Source organism: Plantactinospora sp. B5E13, assembly GCF_039871775.1.
Classification (GTDB): domain Bacteria; phylum Actinomycetota; class Actinomycetes; order Mycobacteriales; family Micromonosporaceae; genus Plantactinospora.
The window spans coordinates 201,555-217,041 of sequence record NZ_JBDPLT010000005.1; the positions used below are offsets into that span (position 1 = coordinate 201,555).

Annotated in this window: 12 protein-coding genes, 5 tRNA genes and 1 pseudogene; 13 read left to right on the forward strand and 5 right to left on the reverse strand. The window is 70.2% G+C overall.

All coding sequences use genetic code 11. The features are described 5' to 3' along the window. Positions 1 to 3: 3 nt before the first annotated feature. Entirely contained in the window at positions 4 to 1,245 is a 1,242-nt protein-coding gene (locus ABGB05_RS07290; protein WP_347652459.1) for an MFS transporter, read from the forward strand. A 108-nt stretch (positions 1,246 to 1,353) separates the two neighbouring features. Here ABGB05_RS07290 and ABGB05_RS07295 read toward each other — a convergent pair whose 3' ends face one another. After that, positions 1,354 to 2,004, reverse strand: coding sequence for a hypothetical protein (locus ABGB05_RS07295; protein WP_347652403.1), 651 nt, complete (start codon positions 2,002 to 2,004; stop codon positions 1,354 to 1,356). Positions 2,005 to 2,457: 453 nt separating this feature from the next. Between ABGB05_RS07295 and ABGB05_RS07300 the strand changes: the two genes are divergently transcribed. Both ABGB05_RS07300 and ABGB05_RS07305 read left to right on the forward strand, forming a co-directional pair. Next, the gene (locus ABGB05_RS07300) at positions 2,458 to 2,718 is read left to right on the forward strand and encodes a hypothetical protein (protein ID WP_347652404.1); all 261 of its coding nucleotides are present in this window, start codon (positions 2,458 to 2,460) and stop codon (positions 2,716 to 2,718) included. Between the two features lie 52 nt (positions 2,719 to 2,770). Beyond that, positions 2,771 to 4,057, forward strand: coding sequence for a DUF222 domain-containing protein (locus ABGB05_RS07305; RefSeq protein WP_347652405.1), 1,287 nt, complete (start codon positions 2,771 to 2,773; stop codon positions 4,055 to 4,057). Between the two features lie 23 nt (positions 4,058 to 4,080). On the opposite strand, the gene uvrC is transcribed toward ABGB05_RS07305, so the two are convergent. The 4 genes and pseudogenes from uvrC to rsgA form a co-directional block, all read right to left on the reverse strand. Further along, positions 4,081 to 6,006: an excinuclease ABC subunit UvrC gene (uvrC, locus tag ABGB05_RS07310; protein WP_347652406.1), complete on the reverse strand. Its 1,926-nt coding sequence runs from the start codon at positions 6,004 to 6,006 to the stop codon at positions 4,081 to 4,083. 94 nt (positions 6,007 to 6,100) lie between these two features. After that, positions 6,101 to 6,586: a Rieske (2Fe-2S) protein gene (locus tag ABGB05_RS07315; RefSeq protein WP_347652407.1), complete on the reverse strand. Its 486-nt coding sequence runs from the start codon at positions 6,584 to 6,586 to the stop codon at positions 6,101 to 6,103. Between the two features lie 251 nt (positions 6,587 to 6,837). After that, positions 6,838 to 9,768 (reverse strand): annotated as a pseudogene (uvrA, locus tag ABGB05_RS07320) (excinuclease ABC subunit UvrA); the annotation flags it as partial. A gap of 107 nt (positions 9,769 to 9,875) precedes the next feature. After that, complete coding sequence (rsgA, locus tag ABGB05_RS07325; RefSeq protein ID WP_347652408.1) at positions 9,876 to 10,952, reverse strand: ribosome small subunit-dependent GTPase A; 1,077 nt, start codon at positions 10,950 to 10,952, stop codon at positions 9,876 to 9,878. A gap of 328 nt (positions 10,953 to 11,280) precedes the next feature. On the opposite strand from rsgA, the gene ABGB05_RS07330 reads away from it, so the two are divergent. The 10 genes from ABGB05_RS07330 (at position 11,281) to ABGB05_RS07375 (ending at position 15,465) form a co-directional block, all read left to right on the forward strand. Continuing rightward, positions 11,281 to 11,937, forward strand: a complete 657-nt coding sequence (locus tag ABGB05_RS07330; RefSeq protein WP_347652409.1) for an MBL fold metallo-hydrolase — start codon at positions 11,281 to 11,283, stop codon at positions 11,935 to 11,937. Positions 11,938 to 12,056: 119 nt separating this feature from the next. Continuing rightward, complete coding sequence (locus tag ABGB05_RS07335; protein WP_347652410.1) at positions 12,057 to 12,308, forward strand: hypothetical protein; 252 nt, start codon at positions 12,057 to 12,059, stop codon at positions 12,306 to 12,308. A gap of 120 nt (positions 12,309 to 12,428) precedes the next feature. After that, a complete protein-coding gene (locus ABGB05_RS07340; protein ID WP_347652411.1) occupies positions 12,429 to 12,977 on the forward strand; it encodes a hypothetical protein in 549 nt (182 codons plus the stop codon). A 23-nt stretch (positions 12,978 to 13,000) separates the two neighbouring features. Continuing rightward, entirely contained in the window at positions 13,001 to 13,807 is an 807-nt protein-coding gene (locus tag ABGB05_RS07345; RefSeq protein ID WP_347652412.1) for an alpha/beta hydrolase, read from the forward strand. Positions 13,808 to 14,445: 638 nt separating this feature from the next. Further along, positions 14,446 to 14,518 (forward strand) — tRNA-Gly (locus tag ABGB05_RS07350). Positions 14,519 to 14,557: 39 nt separating this feature from the next. Beyond that, positions 14,558 to 14,998, forward strand: a complete 441-nt coding sequence (locus tag ABGB05_RS07355; RefSeq protein ID WP_347652413.1) for an HNH endonuclease — start codon at positions 14,558 to 14,560, stop codon at positions 14,996 to 14,998. A 36-nt stretch (positions 14,999 to 15,034) separates the two neighbouring features. After that, a tRNA-Gln gene (locus ABGB05_RS07360) sits at positions 15,035 to 15,106 on the forward strand. Positions 15,107 to 15,110: 4 nt separating this feature from the next. Continuing rightward, positions 15,111 to 15,183, forward strand: a tRNA-Leu gene (locus tag ABGB05_RS07365). Between the two features lie 78 nt (positions 15,184 to 15,261). After that, positions 15,262 to 15,334: transfer RNA gene (locus tag ABGB05_RS07370), tRNA-Leu, on the forward strand. Between the two features lie 58 nt (positions 15,335 to 15,392). After that, positions 15,393 to 15,465 (forward strand) — tRNA-Arg (locus ABGB05_RS07375). Positions 15,466 to 15,487 lie beyond the last annotated feature (22 nt).

The window sequence follows — 15,487 nt, forward strand, 5'->3', positions numbered from 1 at the left end:
TGGCTGCCGGTGCTGCTGCGTCAGCCACCGTTCCGGCGGTACTGGTCGGCACAGACCGTCTCACTGTTCGGCGACCAGATCTCGGTGCTGGCCCTGCCACTGCTCGCCGTGCTCGGCGCCGGGGCTGGCCCAGCCGAGATGGGCTACCTCACCGCCGCCACCCTGCTGCCGAACCTGCTCTTCTCCCTAATTGCCGGCGCCTGGCTGGACCGGTACCCGAACAAGCGGCGGGTGATGATCCTCGCGGACCTCGGTCGGGCCGTCCTGCTGGCGGCGGTCCCGATCGCGTACCTGTTCGGCATCTTCAGCCTGGGACAGCTCTACCTCGTCGCGTTCCTCAGCGGCACCCTGGCCGTGCTCTTCGAGGTGGCCCACAGCGCACTCTTCGTGTCACTGGTGCCGAGGAAGGACTACGTCGACGCCAACGCACTGGTCAACGGGAGTCGCGCGATGTCGTTCGTCGCCGGTCCGAGCGTCGGCGGGCTGCTGGTGCAGGTGCTCGGCGCGCCGGTCGCACTGCTGGCGGACGCGCTGTCGTACCTGCTATCCGCCCTGTTCCTGGGTCGACTCCCCCGGACGGCACCGGCGCCCGCCGGGCCGGCTGCCGAGACCAGCCGCGGACTCGGCCTCGCCGCGGGCCTCCAGTTCGTGGCCCGGTCCCGGATCCTGCGTGCGACCGTGCTCGGCACCACCACACTGAACCTCTTCAACTACATGTTCGCCGCGTTGTTCGTGCTCTACGCCAGTAGTGAGCTCGGGATCTCCCCCGGACTGCTCGGCCTGGTGGTCGGTACCGGTTCGTTGGGTGCCCTGCTCGGCGCGGTGGTCACCAGTCGGCTGGTACGACTGTTCGGCCTCGGCCGGACCGTGGTGTTGGGCTTCATCCTCTTCCCGGCACCGCTGATACTGGTACCGCTCGCGGACGGCCCCACTCCCCTGCTACTGAGCGCCCTCGTCGCTGCCGAGTTCCTTTCCGGCCTCGGCGTCATGGTCCTCGACATCACCGTGGGGTCGATGCAGACGGCGACCATCCCGGAGACGCTGCTCGCCCGGGTGACCGGCGTAAAGCGGACCATCAACTACGGCATCCGTCCGCTGGGGGCACTGCTCGGCGGCGCCCTGGGCACCGCGCTCGGCGTACGTCCCACGCTGTGGATCGCCACCGTCGGCGCGCTGGCCGGGGTGCTCTGGGTGCTGCCGTCGCCGATCCCGAAGCTGCGTGACCTGCCGGAGCGGGAGGGATAACCGGGCGGATACGCCGCTGGCCGGGTCCCCGTGGTGGGGACCCGGCCAACGGTCGGAAGTCCTTACGTCTTCAGCTGTTGTTCCAGGCGTCAGCTGTTGTTCCAGGCGTCAGCTGTTGTTCCAGGCGTTGGCGACCAGGTCAGCAGCCTGGTTCTCCCACTTCGCGTACGCGTCCGGGTACGCCGACACCTGCACCTTCTGCGCAGCCACGGTCAGCGGCAGATCATGCCAACCGTCCACCTGCTTCAACCCGTCCAGGAACGCCGTCGTGGCATGCTCCCGGTCCATGATCTGGTCCGGCGAACCCCAACCCGAACTCGGACGCTGCTGGAACAGACCCAGCGAGTCATGATCGTTGTTCGCACCCAGGTCACCCAGGTTCTCCAACTTCGACTCCTGAAGGCTGGTGCCCACCGCGATCACCGCGGCCCGCTCGTCCAGACCAGCCTTCTTCGTCGCCTTCACAATCGCCTTCACGTTGTCCGCCTGCTCAGGCGAGATCGGAATCGACGCCTGCGCACCCTGCACACCATGCGGAACCAGCTTGTCCCGCGACGGCTTGTGATCGCCCTTGTCCACAGTCACCGACTGCGCCACCAGGTTCACCCCGTGATGCTCGGGAGCGGCCTGCGCGGCAACCGCCGGACCAGCGACAGCGCCACCAACAAACGCCAGACCAGTCAGACCCAGCGCCGTCCTACGAACCAGAGAAGTCTCAGCGATGGCCGGAATCCACCGACCGAACAGCATCCTGTTCATGATCGTCGTTCCTTCCAATCGGGGATGAACACCCACACACGCAAGGGGGGCGCATGCAAGTGCCAGAGAAAAGAAAGAGAACGGCCCACACCAGAAGAAGCTCTCCCGGGGACCAGAAGCTCGATCGCCACGTACCAAAGAGGGGCTGGTACTCAAGCGAACGCCATATGTAACGACCGGCAACCCCGGATCATTCCCAGACCCGAGCCCATCAGCCCAGCTCACCAGCCGTGCTACTCAGTCGTACGCGTAATGTAACGACCCCCAGCCCGCCAGCATTCCACCGGACCGGGTCGATCATGAACCGGAACCGGACACCGGCAAACAAGAATTGACAAGCGTACGGTCAGCACATCCGACCTTCCTGCCCAAGTCCGCGATCCAGACATCCGGCGACGGTCGACAGAGCCACTACCATCACGGCGTTCGTGCGACCGACATCATGGAGGGGACATGGGCGACCCGCGACACGGTCGCGACAAGCGTCGACTTGACCGGACAAAGATGATCAACTTGGTCACCCGGATCACGGCAGGCAACGGAACCGAGGAGGAGATCCACTCTTGGCTGGACCTGCTGGACAGCCAGATACCGCTGCCGAGTGGTTACACCGCAAGCCTGATCTTCTATCCAAACCGACACGGACTCGACCCCGAACCCGATCCGTCGGAGGTCGTCGACCGGATGTTCGGGTACCGGCCCATCGCGTTGTGAGGGCGGGTCGCGGTCGGAAATTCTGTCGGTGGGTCGCTTTAGCCTCGAACATGTGATCGAACGAGTGATGGTCCCTGAGAACCTGGCGGAGTTGCCGCCCGGTCCGGAGCTGGGTCTACTCCTCGCCACCATCGACCGCGCGAAGCTTAACGGTCACGACGCCGTGACGATGCTGCAGGCCCGTGCCCGCCAGGTGGCGTACGACCAGGCCCAACTCCTTGCCGACCTGGTCGAGGTCGCGCACTGTCCACCCGGTGACGCCGACGCGCCGGCGGCCCGGGTCGAACAGGTGGACGAGTTCGCCGCCGACGAGATCCGGATGGCGCTGCGCCTGACCCGACGCGCGGCGGAGCACACACTCCACCTCGCCGCCGACCTGCTCCGGCGACTCCCCCAGGTGCATGCCGCGTTGGCGGCCGGAGACATCGACCTGCCCCGGGCGCGCGTGTTGAGTGAGGGAACCCTCGCGTTGCACGAGGAAACCGCCCGACGGCTGGTCAGCCAGGTCCTCGAGACGGCCGCCGGCCTGACCCCCCACCAGCTGGCCGCCCGGCTGCGCGCCCTGGTCATCGCCAGCGATCCGGAGGCCGCGCGACGCCGGCAGGCCCGCTCGATCCGGCACCGACGGTTGGTGTCGGAGACGGATTCCGAGGGCACCGCCACCCTGGCCGGCTACCAACTGCCGGTCGAGCGTGCGGCGATCGCCGCGGCCAGGGTGGATGCGCTGGCCCGGGCGGCCAAACGGGCCGGTGACGGTCGGAGCCTGGACCAACTCCGCGCGGACACGTTCCTGGACCTGCTGGAGGGTGTCGGGGCCGCCGCGGCAGGCGTGGCGACGGATGCCCGGCCGCACAGCACAGGCGGCGTCGACCTTCGGGTTCCGCTGACCACCCTGATGGGGCTGACCGACCTGCCGGGTGAGCTGTCCGGCTGGGGCCCGGTGGTGGCCGAGACGGCCCGGCAGATCGCCTCGCGCAGCCGCAAATCCGCGTGGCGGATCAGCGTCTACGACCGCAACGGCCGGCTGATCCACAATGGTCCGGTCCGTCGTCGACCCAAGATCCGGGATGCCGCGTTCGTCAGGTCCCGCGACCAGACCTGCCGGGCCCCCGGTTGTCGGGTCCCGGCCAGCCACGCCGACCTCGACCACGTCCGGCGGTACGTCGACGGTGGCCCCAGCACACCCGACAACCTTGCGGTGCTGTGCCGTCACGACCACCGGCTGAAGGACGAGGGCGGCTGGCGGCTACGGCAGCTCCAACCCGGGGTTTTCGTGTGGCACAGCCGACTCGGCCACCAGTACGTGGTGCCGCCGGAACCTTCGGTGCCCCCGGACTGACCGTCACCGTGTCCGGGGCGGGATCACTCCCGGCTCGGACGCAGCGCTGCCACGATCGCCTCGGCGGTACGTCGACCAATGCCGGACACCTCGGTGATCTCCTCGACCGTCGCCGCCGACAGTCGCTTCATCGAACCGAAGTGCCGCAGCAGCGCCTTGCGACGTACCTCGCCGAGACCAGCGACCTGGTCCAGTCCTGAGGTGGTCATCCGCTTGGAACGCTGCTGCCGGTGGTAGGTGATGGCGAACCGGTGTGCCTCGTCCCGTACCCGCTGCAGCAGGTAGAGCCCTTCGGAGGTGCGGGGCAGGATCACCGGGAACTCGTCGCCGGGCAGCCACACCTCCTCCAGCCGCTTGGCGAGGCCGCAGAGCGCGATGTCGTCGATGCCGAGTTTCGCCAGGACCGCTGCCGCCGCCGCGACCTGGGGTTGGCCACCGTCGACCACCACCAACTGCGGCGGGTAGGCGAACTTCCGGGGCCGGCCGGTGGCCGGGTCGATGCCGGGGCGGTCCGGGTCGGAGGCCATCTCGTCGCCGATCTCCCCGGTTTCGCCCCGGGCCTGGAGATAGCGACTGAACCGTCGACGCAGTACCTCGGAGAGCGCCGACAGGTCGTCGGTGGCGCCCCGGACCGCGAACCGCCGGTATTCGCTCTTGCGGGCCAGGCCGTCCTCGAAGACGACCATGCTCGCCACCACGTCCGTGCCCTGGATCTGGGAAACGTCGTAGCATTCGATGCGCAGCGGCGCCGTCCGCAGGCCCAGCGCCTCGGTGAGTTCGTCCAGTGCCTCGCTGCGGGTGGTCAGGTCGCCGGCCCGACGGAGCTTGTGCTGGGTCAACGCCCCGGCGGCGTTGCGCGCCACCGTCTCCAGCAGCGCCTTCTTGTCACCACGTTGTGGCACCCGCAGGGTCACCCGGCTGCCCCGACGCGTGGACAGCCAGTCGGCCAACGCGTCGACGTCGCCCGGCAACGCCGGCACCAGCAGTTCCCGGGGGACGTCGCTCTCGCCTTCCTCACCGCCGTACACCTGGGTGCAGAAGTGGTGGACCAGGTCGCCGGTGGTCAGGTCCTCGACCTTCTCCACGACCCAGCCACGCTGGCCGCGTACCCGACCGTCGCGGACGTGGAAGACCTGGACGGCGGCCTCGAGGGGATCCTCGGCGAACGCGACCACGTCCGCGTCGGTGCCGTCGCCGAGGACCACGGTCTGCTTCTCCATGGCCCGACGCAGCGCCACGAGGTCGTCGCGAAGTCGGGCCGCCCGCTCGAATTCGAGGTGTTCGCTGGCCTCGCCCATCTCCCGCTCGAGTCGGCGGACCAGTCGGTCGGTGCGGCCCGCCATGAAGTCGCAGAACTCGTTGACGATGCCCCGGTGTTCCTCGGCGGAGGCCCGCCCGACACAGGGTGCCGAACACTTGCCGATGTCGCCGAGCAGGCAGGGTCGGCCGATCTGGGCCTGCCGTTTGAAGACCCCGGAGGAGCAGGTCCGGGCCGGAAAGACCCGCAGCAGCAGGTCCAGGGTCTCCCGGATCGCCCAGGCGTGCGAGTACGGCCCGAAGTAGCGGACCCCCTTGCGCTTGGCGCCCCGCATCACCTGCAGCCTCGGGAACTCCTCGTCGAGGGTGACCGCCAGGTACGGGTACGACTTGTCGTCGCGGTAGCGCACGTTGAAGCGCGGGTCGTACTGCTTGATCCAGGTGTACTCCTGCTGGAGCGCCTCGACCTCGGTGCCCACGATGATCCAGTCGACCGAGGCGGCCGTGGTGACCATCTGCCGGGTGCGGTCGTGCAGTGACCACGGGTCGGCGAAGTACGAGTTGAGCCGGCTCCGCAGGCTCTTCGCCTTGCCGACGTAGATCACCCGGCCGGTCGGGTCGCGGAAGCGGTAGACGCCGGGGGCGTCCGGGATTGTGCCCGGTGCGGGGCGGTAGGTAGCGGGGTCAGGCACGTCGACAAGCCTAATCTGTGATCAACGGGAGCGACCGGCGGCGACGCGGCGATGCGAGCTGGCCGCGTCGCCGCGTCGGTACGCCGACCGGGCCTCAGGCCAGGACGATGTTGTCCCCGTCGACCGTGATGTTCTTCTCGGGCAGCTTCTTGGTCGCCGGGCCGCCCTTGACGGAGCCGTCGGCGATGGAGAACTTGCTGTTGTGGCAGCTGCAGTTGATCGTGCCGCCCTCCACACTGGTGACCGGGCAGCGCTGGTGGGTGCAGATGGAACTGAAGGCCTTGAACTCGCCCTCCGTCGGCTGGGTCACCACGGTCTCCTGATCCGTGAGGATCTTGCCGCCGCCGACCGGGATGTCGGCCGTCTTGGCCAGCGCCGCGCCGCCGCCGGCCGGGGCACTCTCCGAGGCACCGCCGCTGGGCGTACCCGGGTTGTCGCCGCCGGTCGTCCCGTCCAGGGCATCGTCGTCGCCCGTGCCGCACGCGGCCAGCACCACGGAGGCGCCCACCGCGCCCACGCCGGCCAGCAGTGCCCGTCGGGTCTGCGTGCCCGGCCCGGTTACGGTCTGCTCGTCACTCATGCCTAGCCTTCCTTGATCGACGCCGCGCTCCTGGTCGTCCGCGGCCATGCCCGAAGACACGGATATGTCCGGCAACCGGTTCAACCGTCCCATCATCAAGACGATGCGACGCGCCGCCCCCGGGCCGGGCTCTTTCCCTGTCCCGAGCCGCCGGCCCGGGTGGCCGGCTTCGCGGCGGCCGCGTCACCGGCGGCCTTCGCCGTCCCGTTCGCCTTCGCCGCCCCGTTCGCCTTCGCCGCCCCACCGCCGGCCGCCTTCGTGGCGCCTCCGCCGTTGGCCTTCACGCCGTTGGCCTTCGCCGCCCGGGCGGTGGCCGTGGCGGCTCCCGCCGCCGGTCCGGTCAGGCCCAGCACCGGCCGCAGGAACGCCCCGGTGTGGCTCTCCGCCGCCTCGGCCAGTTCCTCGGGGGTGCCGGCCGCGAGCACGGTACCGCCCCGGTGGCCACCCTCCGGACCCATGTCGATCAACCAGTCGGCAGTCTTGATCACGTCGAGGTTGTGCTCGATGACGATCACCGTGTTGCCCTTGTCGACCAGGCTCTCCAGCACCCCGAGCAGTTTGCGGATGTCCTCGAAGTGCAGTCCGGTGGTCGGCTCGTCGAGCACGTACACGGTCCGTCCGGTGGACCGCTTCTGCAACTCGGAGGCGAGCTTCACCCGCTGCGCCTCGCCACCGGAGAGGGTCGGCGCCGACTGGCCGAGCCGTACGTAGCCGAGGCCGACGTCGACGAGGGTCTTCAGGTGCCGGTGGATGGCGGGGATCGCCGAGAAGAACTCGGCCGCCTCCTCGATCGGCATCTCCAGGATGTCCGAGACGGTCCGGCCCTTGTAGTGGACCTCCAGGGTCTCCCGGTTGTACCGGGCGCCCTTGCAGACCTCGCACGGCACGTAGACGTCAGGCAGGAAGTTCATCTCGATCTTGATCGTGCCGTCACCACTGCACGCCTCACAGCGGCCGCCCTTGACGTTGAACGAGAACCGCCCGGGACCGTACCCCCGGACCTTCGCCTCGGTGGTCTCGGCGAAGAGCTTGCGGATGTGGTCCCAGACCCCGGTGTACGTCGCCGGGTTGGACCGTGGGGTACGCCCGATCGGTGACTGGTCGACCCCGACCACCTTGTCGACGTGCTCCAGACCGGTGATCCGGGTGTGCCGGCCCGGCACCAGCCGGGCGCCGTTGATCTGGTTGGCCAGTACTGCGTACAGGATGTCGTTGACCAGGGTCGACTTGCCGGAGCCACTGACCCCGGTGACCGCGATGAACTGCCCGAGCGGGAACGGCACGGTCAGGTTGCGCAGGTTGTGCTCGCGGGCCCCGTGCACCACCAGTTCCCGGCCCGGGGTCTGCGGCCGGCGGCTCTTCGGCGTGGGAATCGACCGGCGTCCGGACAGGTACGCCCCGGTCACCGACTCCTCGTTCGCCAGCAGGTCCGGCACCGAGCCGCTGTGCACGATCTTGCCGCCGTGCTCGCCGGCGCCGGGCCCGATGTCGACGATCCAGTCCGCGGTCCGGATGGTGTCCTCGTCGTGCTCGACCACGATCAGGGTGTTGCCGAGGCCCCTGAGCCGGACCAGGGTCTCGATCAGCCGGTGGTTGTCCCGCTGGTGCAGGCCGATCGACGGCTCGTCGAGTACGTAGAGCACGCCGACCAGGCCGGAGCCGATCTGGGTGGCGAGCCGGATCCGCTGCGCCTCCCCTCCGGAGAGGGTGCCGGCCGGCCGGTCCAGCGACAGGTAGTCGAGTCCGACGTCGACCAGGAACCGCAGCCGGGCGTTGATCTCCTTGAGCACCCGCTCGGCGATCATCTTCTGCCGGTCGGTCAGGGTCAGTCCGCCGAGCAGTTCGGCGCACTCGCCGACCGACAGGGCGCAGATCTCGGCGATGTTGCGCCCGCCGAGGGTGACCGCCAGCACCTCCGGCTTGAGCCGGGAGCCACGGCAGACCGGGCAGGGCACGTCCCGCATGTAGCCTTCGTACTTGTCCCGGGACCACTCCGACTCGGTGTCGTTGTGCCGCCGCTCGATCCACTGCACCACACCCTCGAAACCGGTGTAGTAGGAGCGTTCCCGGCCGTACTTGTTGCGGTAGCGGACGTGTACCTGGTCGTTGGAGCCGTGCAGGATGGTCTTCTGGACCCGGGACGGCAATGCCCGCCACGGGGTGTCGAGGTTGAAGTGCTCGGCGTCGCCGAGCGCCTCCAGCAGGCGCAGGAAGTACTCCTGGGTCTGCCCGCCGGCCCACGGCTGGATCGCGCCCTCCCGCAGGCTGCGTTCCGGGTCCGGGACGACCAGTTCGGCGTCGACCTCCTTCTTGGTGCCCAGACCGGTGCACTCCGGGCAGGCACCGTACGGGGCGTTGAAGGAGAAGACCCGGGGTTCGAGGTCCTCGATCGCCAGCGGGTGGTCGTTGGGGCAGGCCAGGTGTTCGGAGTAGCGCCGTTCCCGGTTCGGGTCGTCCTCCGGCAGGTCGACGAAGTCGAGCAGGACCAGCCCGCCGGACAGCCCCAGGGCGGACTCGACCGAGTCGGTGAGCCGCTGCTTCGCGCTCGCCTTCACGGTGAGCCGGTCCACCACCACCTCGATGGTGTGCTTCTCCTGCTTCTTCAGCTTCGGTGGCTCGGTCAGCGGGTGGACGACACCGTCGACCCGGGCCCGGGCGTACCCCTTGGCCTGCAGTTCGGCGAAGAGGTCGACGTACTCGCCCTTGCGGCCCCGGATGACCGGAGCGAGCACCATGAACCGGGTGCCCTCCTCCATCGCCAGCACCCGGTCGACGATCTGCTGCGGGCTCTGCCGGCTGATCCGCTCGCCGCAGATCGGGCAGTGCGGCTCACCGACCCGGGCGTAGAGCAGCCGGAGGTAGTCGTAGACCTCGGTGATCGTGCCGACGGTCGAGCGCGGGTTGCGGGAGGTCGACTTCTGGTCGATCGAGACGGCCGGGCTGAGCCCCTCGATGAAGTCGACGTCCGGCTTGTCCATCTGGCCGAGGAACTGCCGCGCGTACGACGACAGCGACTCGACGTACCGCCGCTGCCCCTCCGCGAAGATCGTGTCGAAGGCGAGGCTGGACTTGCCCGAGCCGGAGAGCCCGGTGAATACGATCATGGCGTCGCGCGGCAGGTCGAGGTTGACGTCGCGCAGGTTGTGCTCCCGCGCACCACGGATGATCAGTCGGTCGGCCACTGTCCGCGCACTCCATACCTTTTGTCCGGCTTCTCGGCGCAGAAAAGCGCCTCGGCAACTCTAGCCCCGGGGTATGACAGTTTTCCGTACCCGACCATTCCCGCAGCTCAGCGGCCTGCTGTCCCCCACCGTGCGCCCCGCTGCTCCTTGCGGATCCGCCGCCACCGGTTGCGCTCCTCGGCGGCCAACCGGGCGTCCCGGCGACGTGACTCGTACGCTACCTCGCGCTGCAGTTTCTGCCAGTTCGCCCACCGGCGCGGCGCCAACTCGCCGGAGTCGAGGGCGGCCCGGACGGCACACCCCGGTTCGTCCCGGTGTCCGCAGTCGGCGAACCGGCACGCCGCGACCAACTCCGCCACGTCGGCGAACGCCTGGTCGAGGCCGGCCGCCGCGTCGAGCAGGCCGACCGCCCGCACCCCCGGCGTGTCCACCACGGCACCACCGCCCGGGATCAGGATCAACTCCCGGTGGGTGGTGGTGTGCCGGCCCTTGCCGTCCACCCCGCGTACCCCCTGGGTGGTCATCACCCTCGCCCCGGCGACCGCGTTGACCAGCGTCGACTTGCCCGCGCCGGAGGGGCCGAGCAGGGCGAGCGTACGGCCGACCGCCAGCCACCGCCGCAGCCGGTCCAGTCCGGTACCCCGGTGGGCGCTGACCGGCAGCACCTCCACCCCCGGCGCCACCTCACGCAGTTGCGCGGCGACCGCCCCCGGGTCGGCGACCAGGTCGCACTTGGTGAGCACCAGCAACGGCTGGGCACCCGACTCCCAGGCCAGCGCGAGCAACCGCTCGATCCGGGCCACGTCCGGCTCCGGATGCAGCGGTTCGATCACCACCGCCACGTCGACGTTGGCGGCCAGGACCTGACCGCTCGAGTCCTTGTCCGCGGTCCGGCGCACCACCGCGGTCCGCCGGGGCAGCACCGCCTCGACGGTGACCCGCCGGTCCGGCCAGTCCCGCAGTACCACCCAGTCGCCCGCGCACGGCAGGTGGACCGCGTCCCGGGCGGCCGAGACCAGCACGGCGCCGCCGAGGCTGGCCCGGACCGTGCCGTCGGCCGCCAGCACCGTGCAGACCCCCCGGTCCGCCCGGAGCACCCGGCCGGGTCGGTGGTCGTCGCCGCGTCCCGGGTACGCGGCGGCCAGCGACGCGTCCCAGCCCAGGAACGCGAGATCAACAGTCATGTCAGTCCTTGCCGTCGAAAGTGCCGGACACGTCGCGAAGGCACCGGACACGTCGCGAAGGCATCGGAACGTGTCGTCGGAAGCCCGGTCCCCAGGGTGCCCGCGTCGGCACCGACGGTAGGCGGTGGCACGACCGCCCGAAACCCAATTCCGCTCCGCCCGCCCGCTATGGTCGTAGACCGTGACCGTCGAACCGCTCGGGTCGCCGCCGGTGGTGGATCGGACGCCGGACCGACCGCGTCCGGTCGTCGACCGCGACGCCTCACCCGATCTCCGGGCCGCCCCCGCCGCCCGACCAGACCCGTGCACCTGACTCGGAGGTACGCCCATGACCGCCTACACCGGGAACGTCTCCCCCGGCGGCCCGCCCGACGTACGGGAACTGGCCGGCCTGACCATCAGCAAGCTCTCGGTAGGCCCGATGGACAACAACGCCTACCTGCTGCGCTGCGCCTCGACCGGGGACCAGGTGCTGATCGACGCCGCCAACGAGGCGCCCCGGCTGCTTGAGCTGATCGGGGACGCCAATCTGTCCGCGGTGGTCACCACGCACCGGCACATGGACCACTGGGTCGCGCTGGAGGAGGTGGTGGCCACCACCGGCGCCCGGTCGCTGGTGCACGGCGACGACGTCGAGGGCCTGCCGATCCCGTCCGAGTCGCTCGCCGACGGCGACCGGATCCGGGTCGGTGACCGGGAACTCGAGGTGATCCACATCGTCGGGCACACGCCCGGTTCTGTGGTGCTGCTCTACGCCGACGACACCGACGGCACCCACCTGTTCACCGGCGACTCCCTCTTCCCGGGTGGGGTGGGGAACACCGACCGGGACCCGGTCCGGTTCCGTTCGCTGATCGACGACGTCGAGAAGAAGATCTTCGGTCGGCTGCCTGACCAGACCTGGTTCTACCCCGGCCACGGCAAAGACTCGACGCTGGGCGCGGAACGGCCGTCGATCCCGGAGTGGCGGTCGCGCGGCTGGTAGCCCCCTGCCATCCCGGCCGACTGAATGCCCTGCTCAGGGCCGTTGTCCTGGCCGGTTGTTCACCTTGTCGTCACCTGCCTGGCGGGGTCGGCGTCAACCGGGGGAGCGACGATCGGGCCATGACATTCCTGCAGCGCCGCAGGTGCGCGACATGTGACCGACCGATCACCGAACTCGCCCGCCTCGTCGCCTACCCCGCCACCGCCGTGTTGGAGCGGTTCACCGTCACGACGCCGGCCGGGGTGCCGGCGGAGGCGGTCGACGTGACCTGGTTGACGTACCCGTGTATGCACGAACTCGCCGAGGTGGATGCCTGGGACATCGCCGTCGGTGCCGGCTGGGCCGCTGTCCCGCACGCCCGGGCGGCCTGAGCGCGCGGTGCCGCGCGACGGCACGGCACCCCGTGCGGGATCGACCGGCCACCGGTGCGGGTCGCCGGAGGTGATCCGTCAGCGCCCGGCCACGGCGGCCGGAGAGCGGAGGCGTACCCGATGACGGACCTGCCACCGGTATGGCTGCTCGACGTGGACGGGGTTGTCAACGCCGCCCGGCCCGGTTGGGGTGGGCCGCCGCGCCGTGACACCGTCTGGTCCGCCAGCGACTCGTGCCACTACCCGATGCGGTGGGCGCCACCGCTGGTCGACCGGATCCGCACCCTGCACCGGTCGGGTCTGGTCGAGGTCCGCTGGTGCTCCACCTGGTGTCCGGACGCGGAGGCGTTGGAACGGCTGTGGCTGCTGCCGCCGCTGGAGCGGGCGTTCGTGGATCCGGTGAAGGGCATGGCCGCGTCGATGGCGAAGCTCGCGGCCGCCCGCCGGGTCCTCGCCGGGGTGCGTCGGCTGGTCTGGACCGACGACGCCGAGGTGCCGGAGCCTGGTGATCCGCGGTACGACGAACTGTCGGCCGACGGTCGGGCCCTGCTGGTGCGGCCGTCCCCGCGTCGCGGTCTGCAGCCGGCGGACCTGGACGCGATCGAGGCGTTCGCCCGGGTGGGGGTGAGGGCGGTACCGGGCGCCACCGAACCGACTGGCACTCACTAGCTAATGAGTGTAGCTTTAAGGCTATGACTGATGTTCGGTACCTTGCGCGTCCCGCCGGACGGATCGCCTACGACCTCCTCGACGGCGACGGCCCCCTCGTGGTCTGCGTGCCGGGGATGGGCGAGCTGCGGCAGTCCTACCGGCTGCTCGTCCCGCTGCTGGCCGCCGCCGGCCACCGGGTCGCCACCATGGACATCCGCGGGCACGGGGACAGCGACACGACCTTCCCGGCGTACGACGACGTGGCGCTGGCCGGCGACATCCTCGCGCTGATCGAGGAACTGGGCGAGCCGGCGTTCGTGGTCGGCAACTCGATGGGTGCCGGTGCCGGCGTGATCGCCGCGGCCGACAACCCCGCCCGGGTACGCGGCCTGGCTCTGCTCGGGCCGTTCGTCCGGGAGCCCGCTGGCGGCGCGGCGCAGAAGCTGCTGCTCCGGGCGCTCTTCCTCCGCCCCTGGGGGCCGACGTTCTTCAACAGTTACTACCCCCGCTGGCTGCCGGGCACCAAGCCTGAGGGGTACCAGGAGCACCGGGCCCGGGTCCGGGACAACCTGCGCCGCCCGGGACACTGGCGGACGTTCGTCCGGACCACCCGTACCTCGCACGAGCCGGCCCGGCGGCGGCTGGGCGACGTACGGACGGCGAGCGTCGTGGTGATGGGAGCGGACGACGTGGACTGGAGCGATCCGGCCGCCGAGGCCGCGTGGATCGGTGGCCAACTGGGGGCTGAGGTCGTCATGGTCCCCGGCGTCGGCCACTTCCCGCAGGCGCAGGCCCCGGAGGTGGTCGCCGCCGCCGTGTCGCGACTGGTGCACCGGGTCACCGCCTGAACGGACCGGACCGGCCGGGCAGTCGCACCCCGACCGGCCGGGTCCGGCCATGTTGACGGCTCTGTCGGTACGTCCGGAACCGTTGCCGGAAAAGACGTTGCCCGTGCCCGGGCCGCCGCCTACCGTGGTCATCACAAGCGATCAACCAGATCGAACAGAACCAAACCGGCGACACCGATCCGACAGGGAGCATCCGATGTTGTGGCAGGCCTCAACCCGACCGCTACGGCAGGCGCCGTGCGGTCCGGCGGGTGCCGCCCGACCCGGCCACCTGCTCACCGATGAGCGCGTCAGCCTGGGCGGCTGGCGGACGTAGCGCGGAGCGCACCGCGTTGACGCCGCCCTCCCCCACCGGGACCGGGCGGCGTTTCTTGTCGGGTCGTGGCGCCATCCGGTAGCGCGGCAACCCTCGGATTCGGATGTCGCCGCTCCGGCTCCTGACACCCCTGCGCATTTTCCCCGACCTCGGCCGGCGGAACTGGTACACCTGACAAGTCCACAATGGATGTCAATAGCCCGGCCGGGGCGGCCGCGCCGTACCGAACGGGCGTTTTCCGGGGCGAGGGAGACGGCTGACCCGCCTGTTTTGGGAACAGGAGAAACCGAGTTCGATCCCGGCACGGTCCACGTACGGCATCGCGGCTGTAGCTCAGTCGGCAGAGCGCGACATCGCCATTGTCGAGGCCCCCGGTTCGAACCCGGGCAGCCGCTCAGGAATCACCCGTCACGACAACGCAGAGGAGGAATCCGGTGGACGTCCTGGTCATCAACGCCGACCTCGGCCCGCTCCACCGGGTCAGTCTCCGGCACGCGGTACGGATGCTGGTCCGCCGGGTCGCCGAGATCCACGAGGCCGAACCGGACCAGCTGATCGGGGTCTACCCGGTGCCGAAGGTGCTCCGCCTGGTCCGGTACGTCGTCACCCGCTGGCGGTTCGGCGCCGGGCCGGCCTGGTCACGGGCCGGGGTCCTGGTCCGCGACGGCCGTCGGTGCGCCTACTGCGGCGGCCACGCCAGCACCGTCGACCACGTCCTGCCCCGTTCCCGCGGTGGCCGGAACACCTGGAGCAACACCGTCGCCGCGTGCGGCGGCTGCAATCAGCGCAAGGCGGACCGCACCCCCGGCGAGGCGGGTCTGGTGCTGCGGTTCGAGCCGTCGACCCCGAGCTGGGCCACGCTCACCCGGCGCTGATCGCGGCCGGCGGGCCTCGTACCCGCCGGCCGCCCTTCCCGGATCGTCCAACCGGCAGGACGCCTGACTCTGGTTCAGGAAACCGAGGTTCGAATCCTTGTCCGGGAGCAATGCCCTCGTAGCCCAACGGTAGAGGCAACGGCGTGAGGCGCCGTACGGTGCGCGTTCGAATCGCGCCGAGGGTACGTCGGGGTGGGTGCAGGTGCACAGCGTCGCCTTGCAAGCTACGCGTGCGCGGTTCGATACCGCGTCACTCCACTCGGGCCCGGGTAGCCCAACGGAAGAGGCCGCCGGCTCAGAACCGGTGTGTTGCAGGTTCGACTCCTGTCCCGGGTACGCATCAACACCGGCACGGAGACAGCATCACCGTGAGCGGGCCGAGTCGCCCGCGCACGCCCCTGTAGCTCAGTGGAGAGAGCGCCTGGCTACGAACCAGGAGGTCGGACGTTCGAGTCGTTCCAGGGGTACGCGGCGCACCGGGGCGGGACG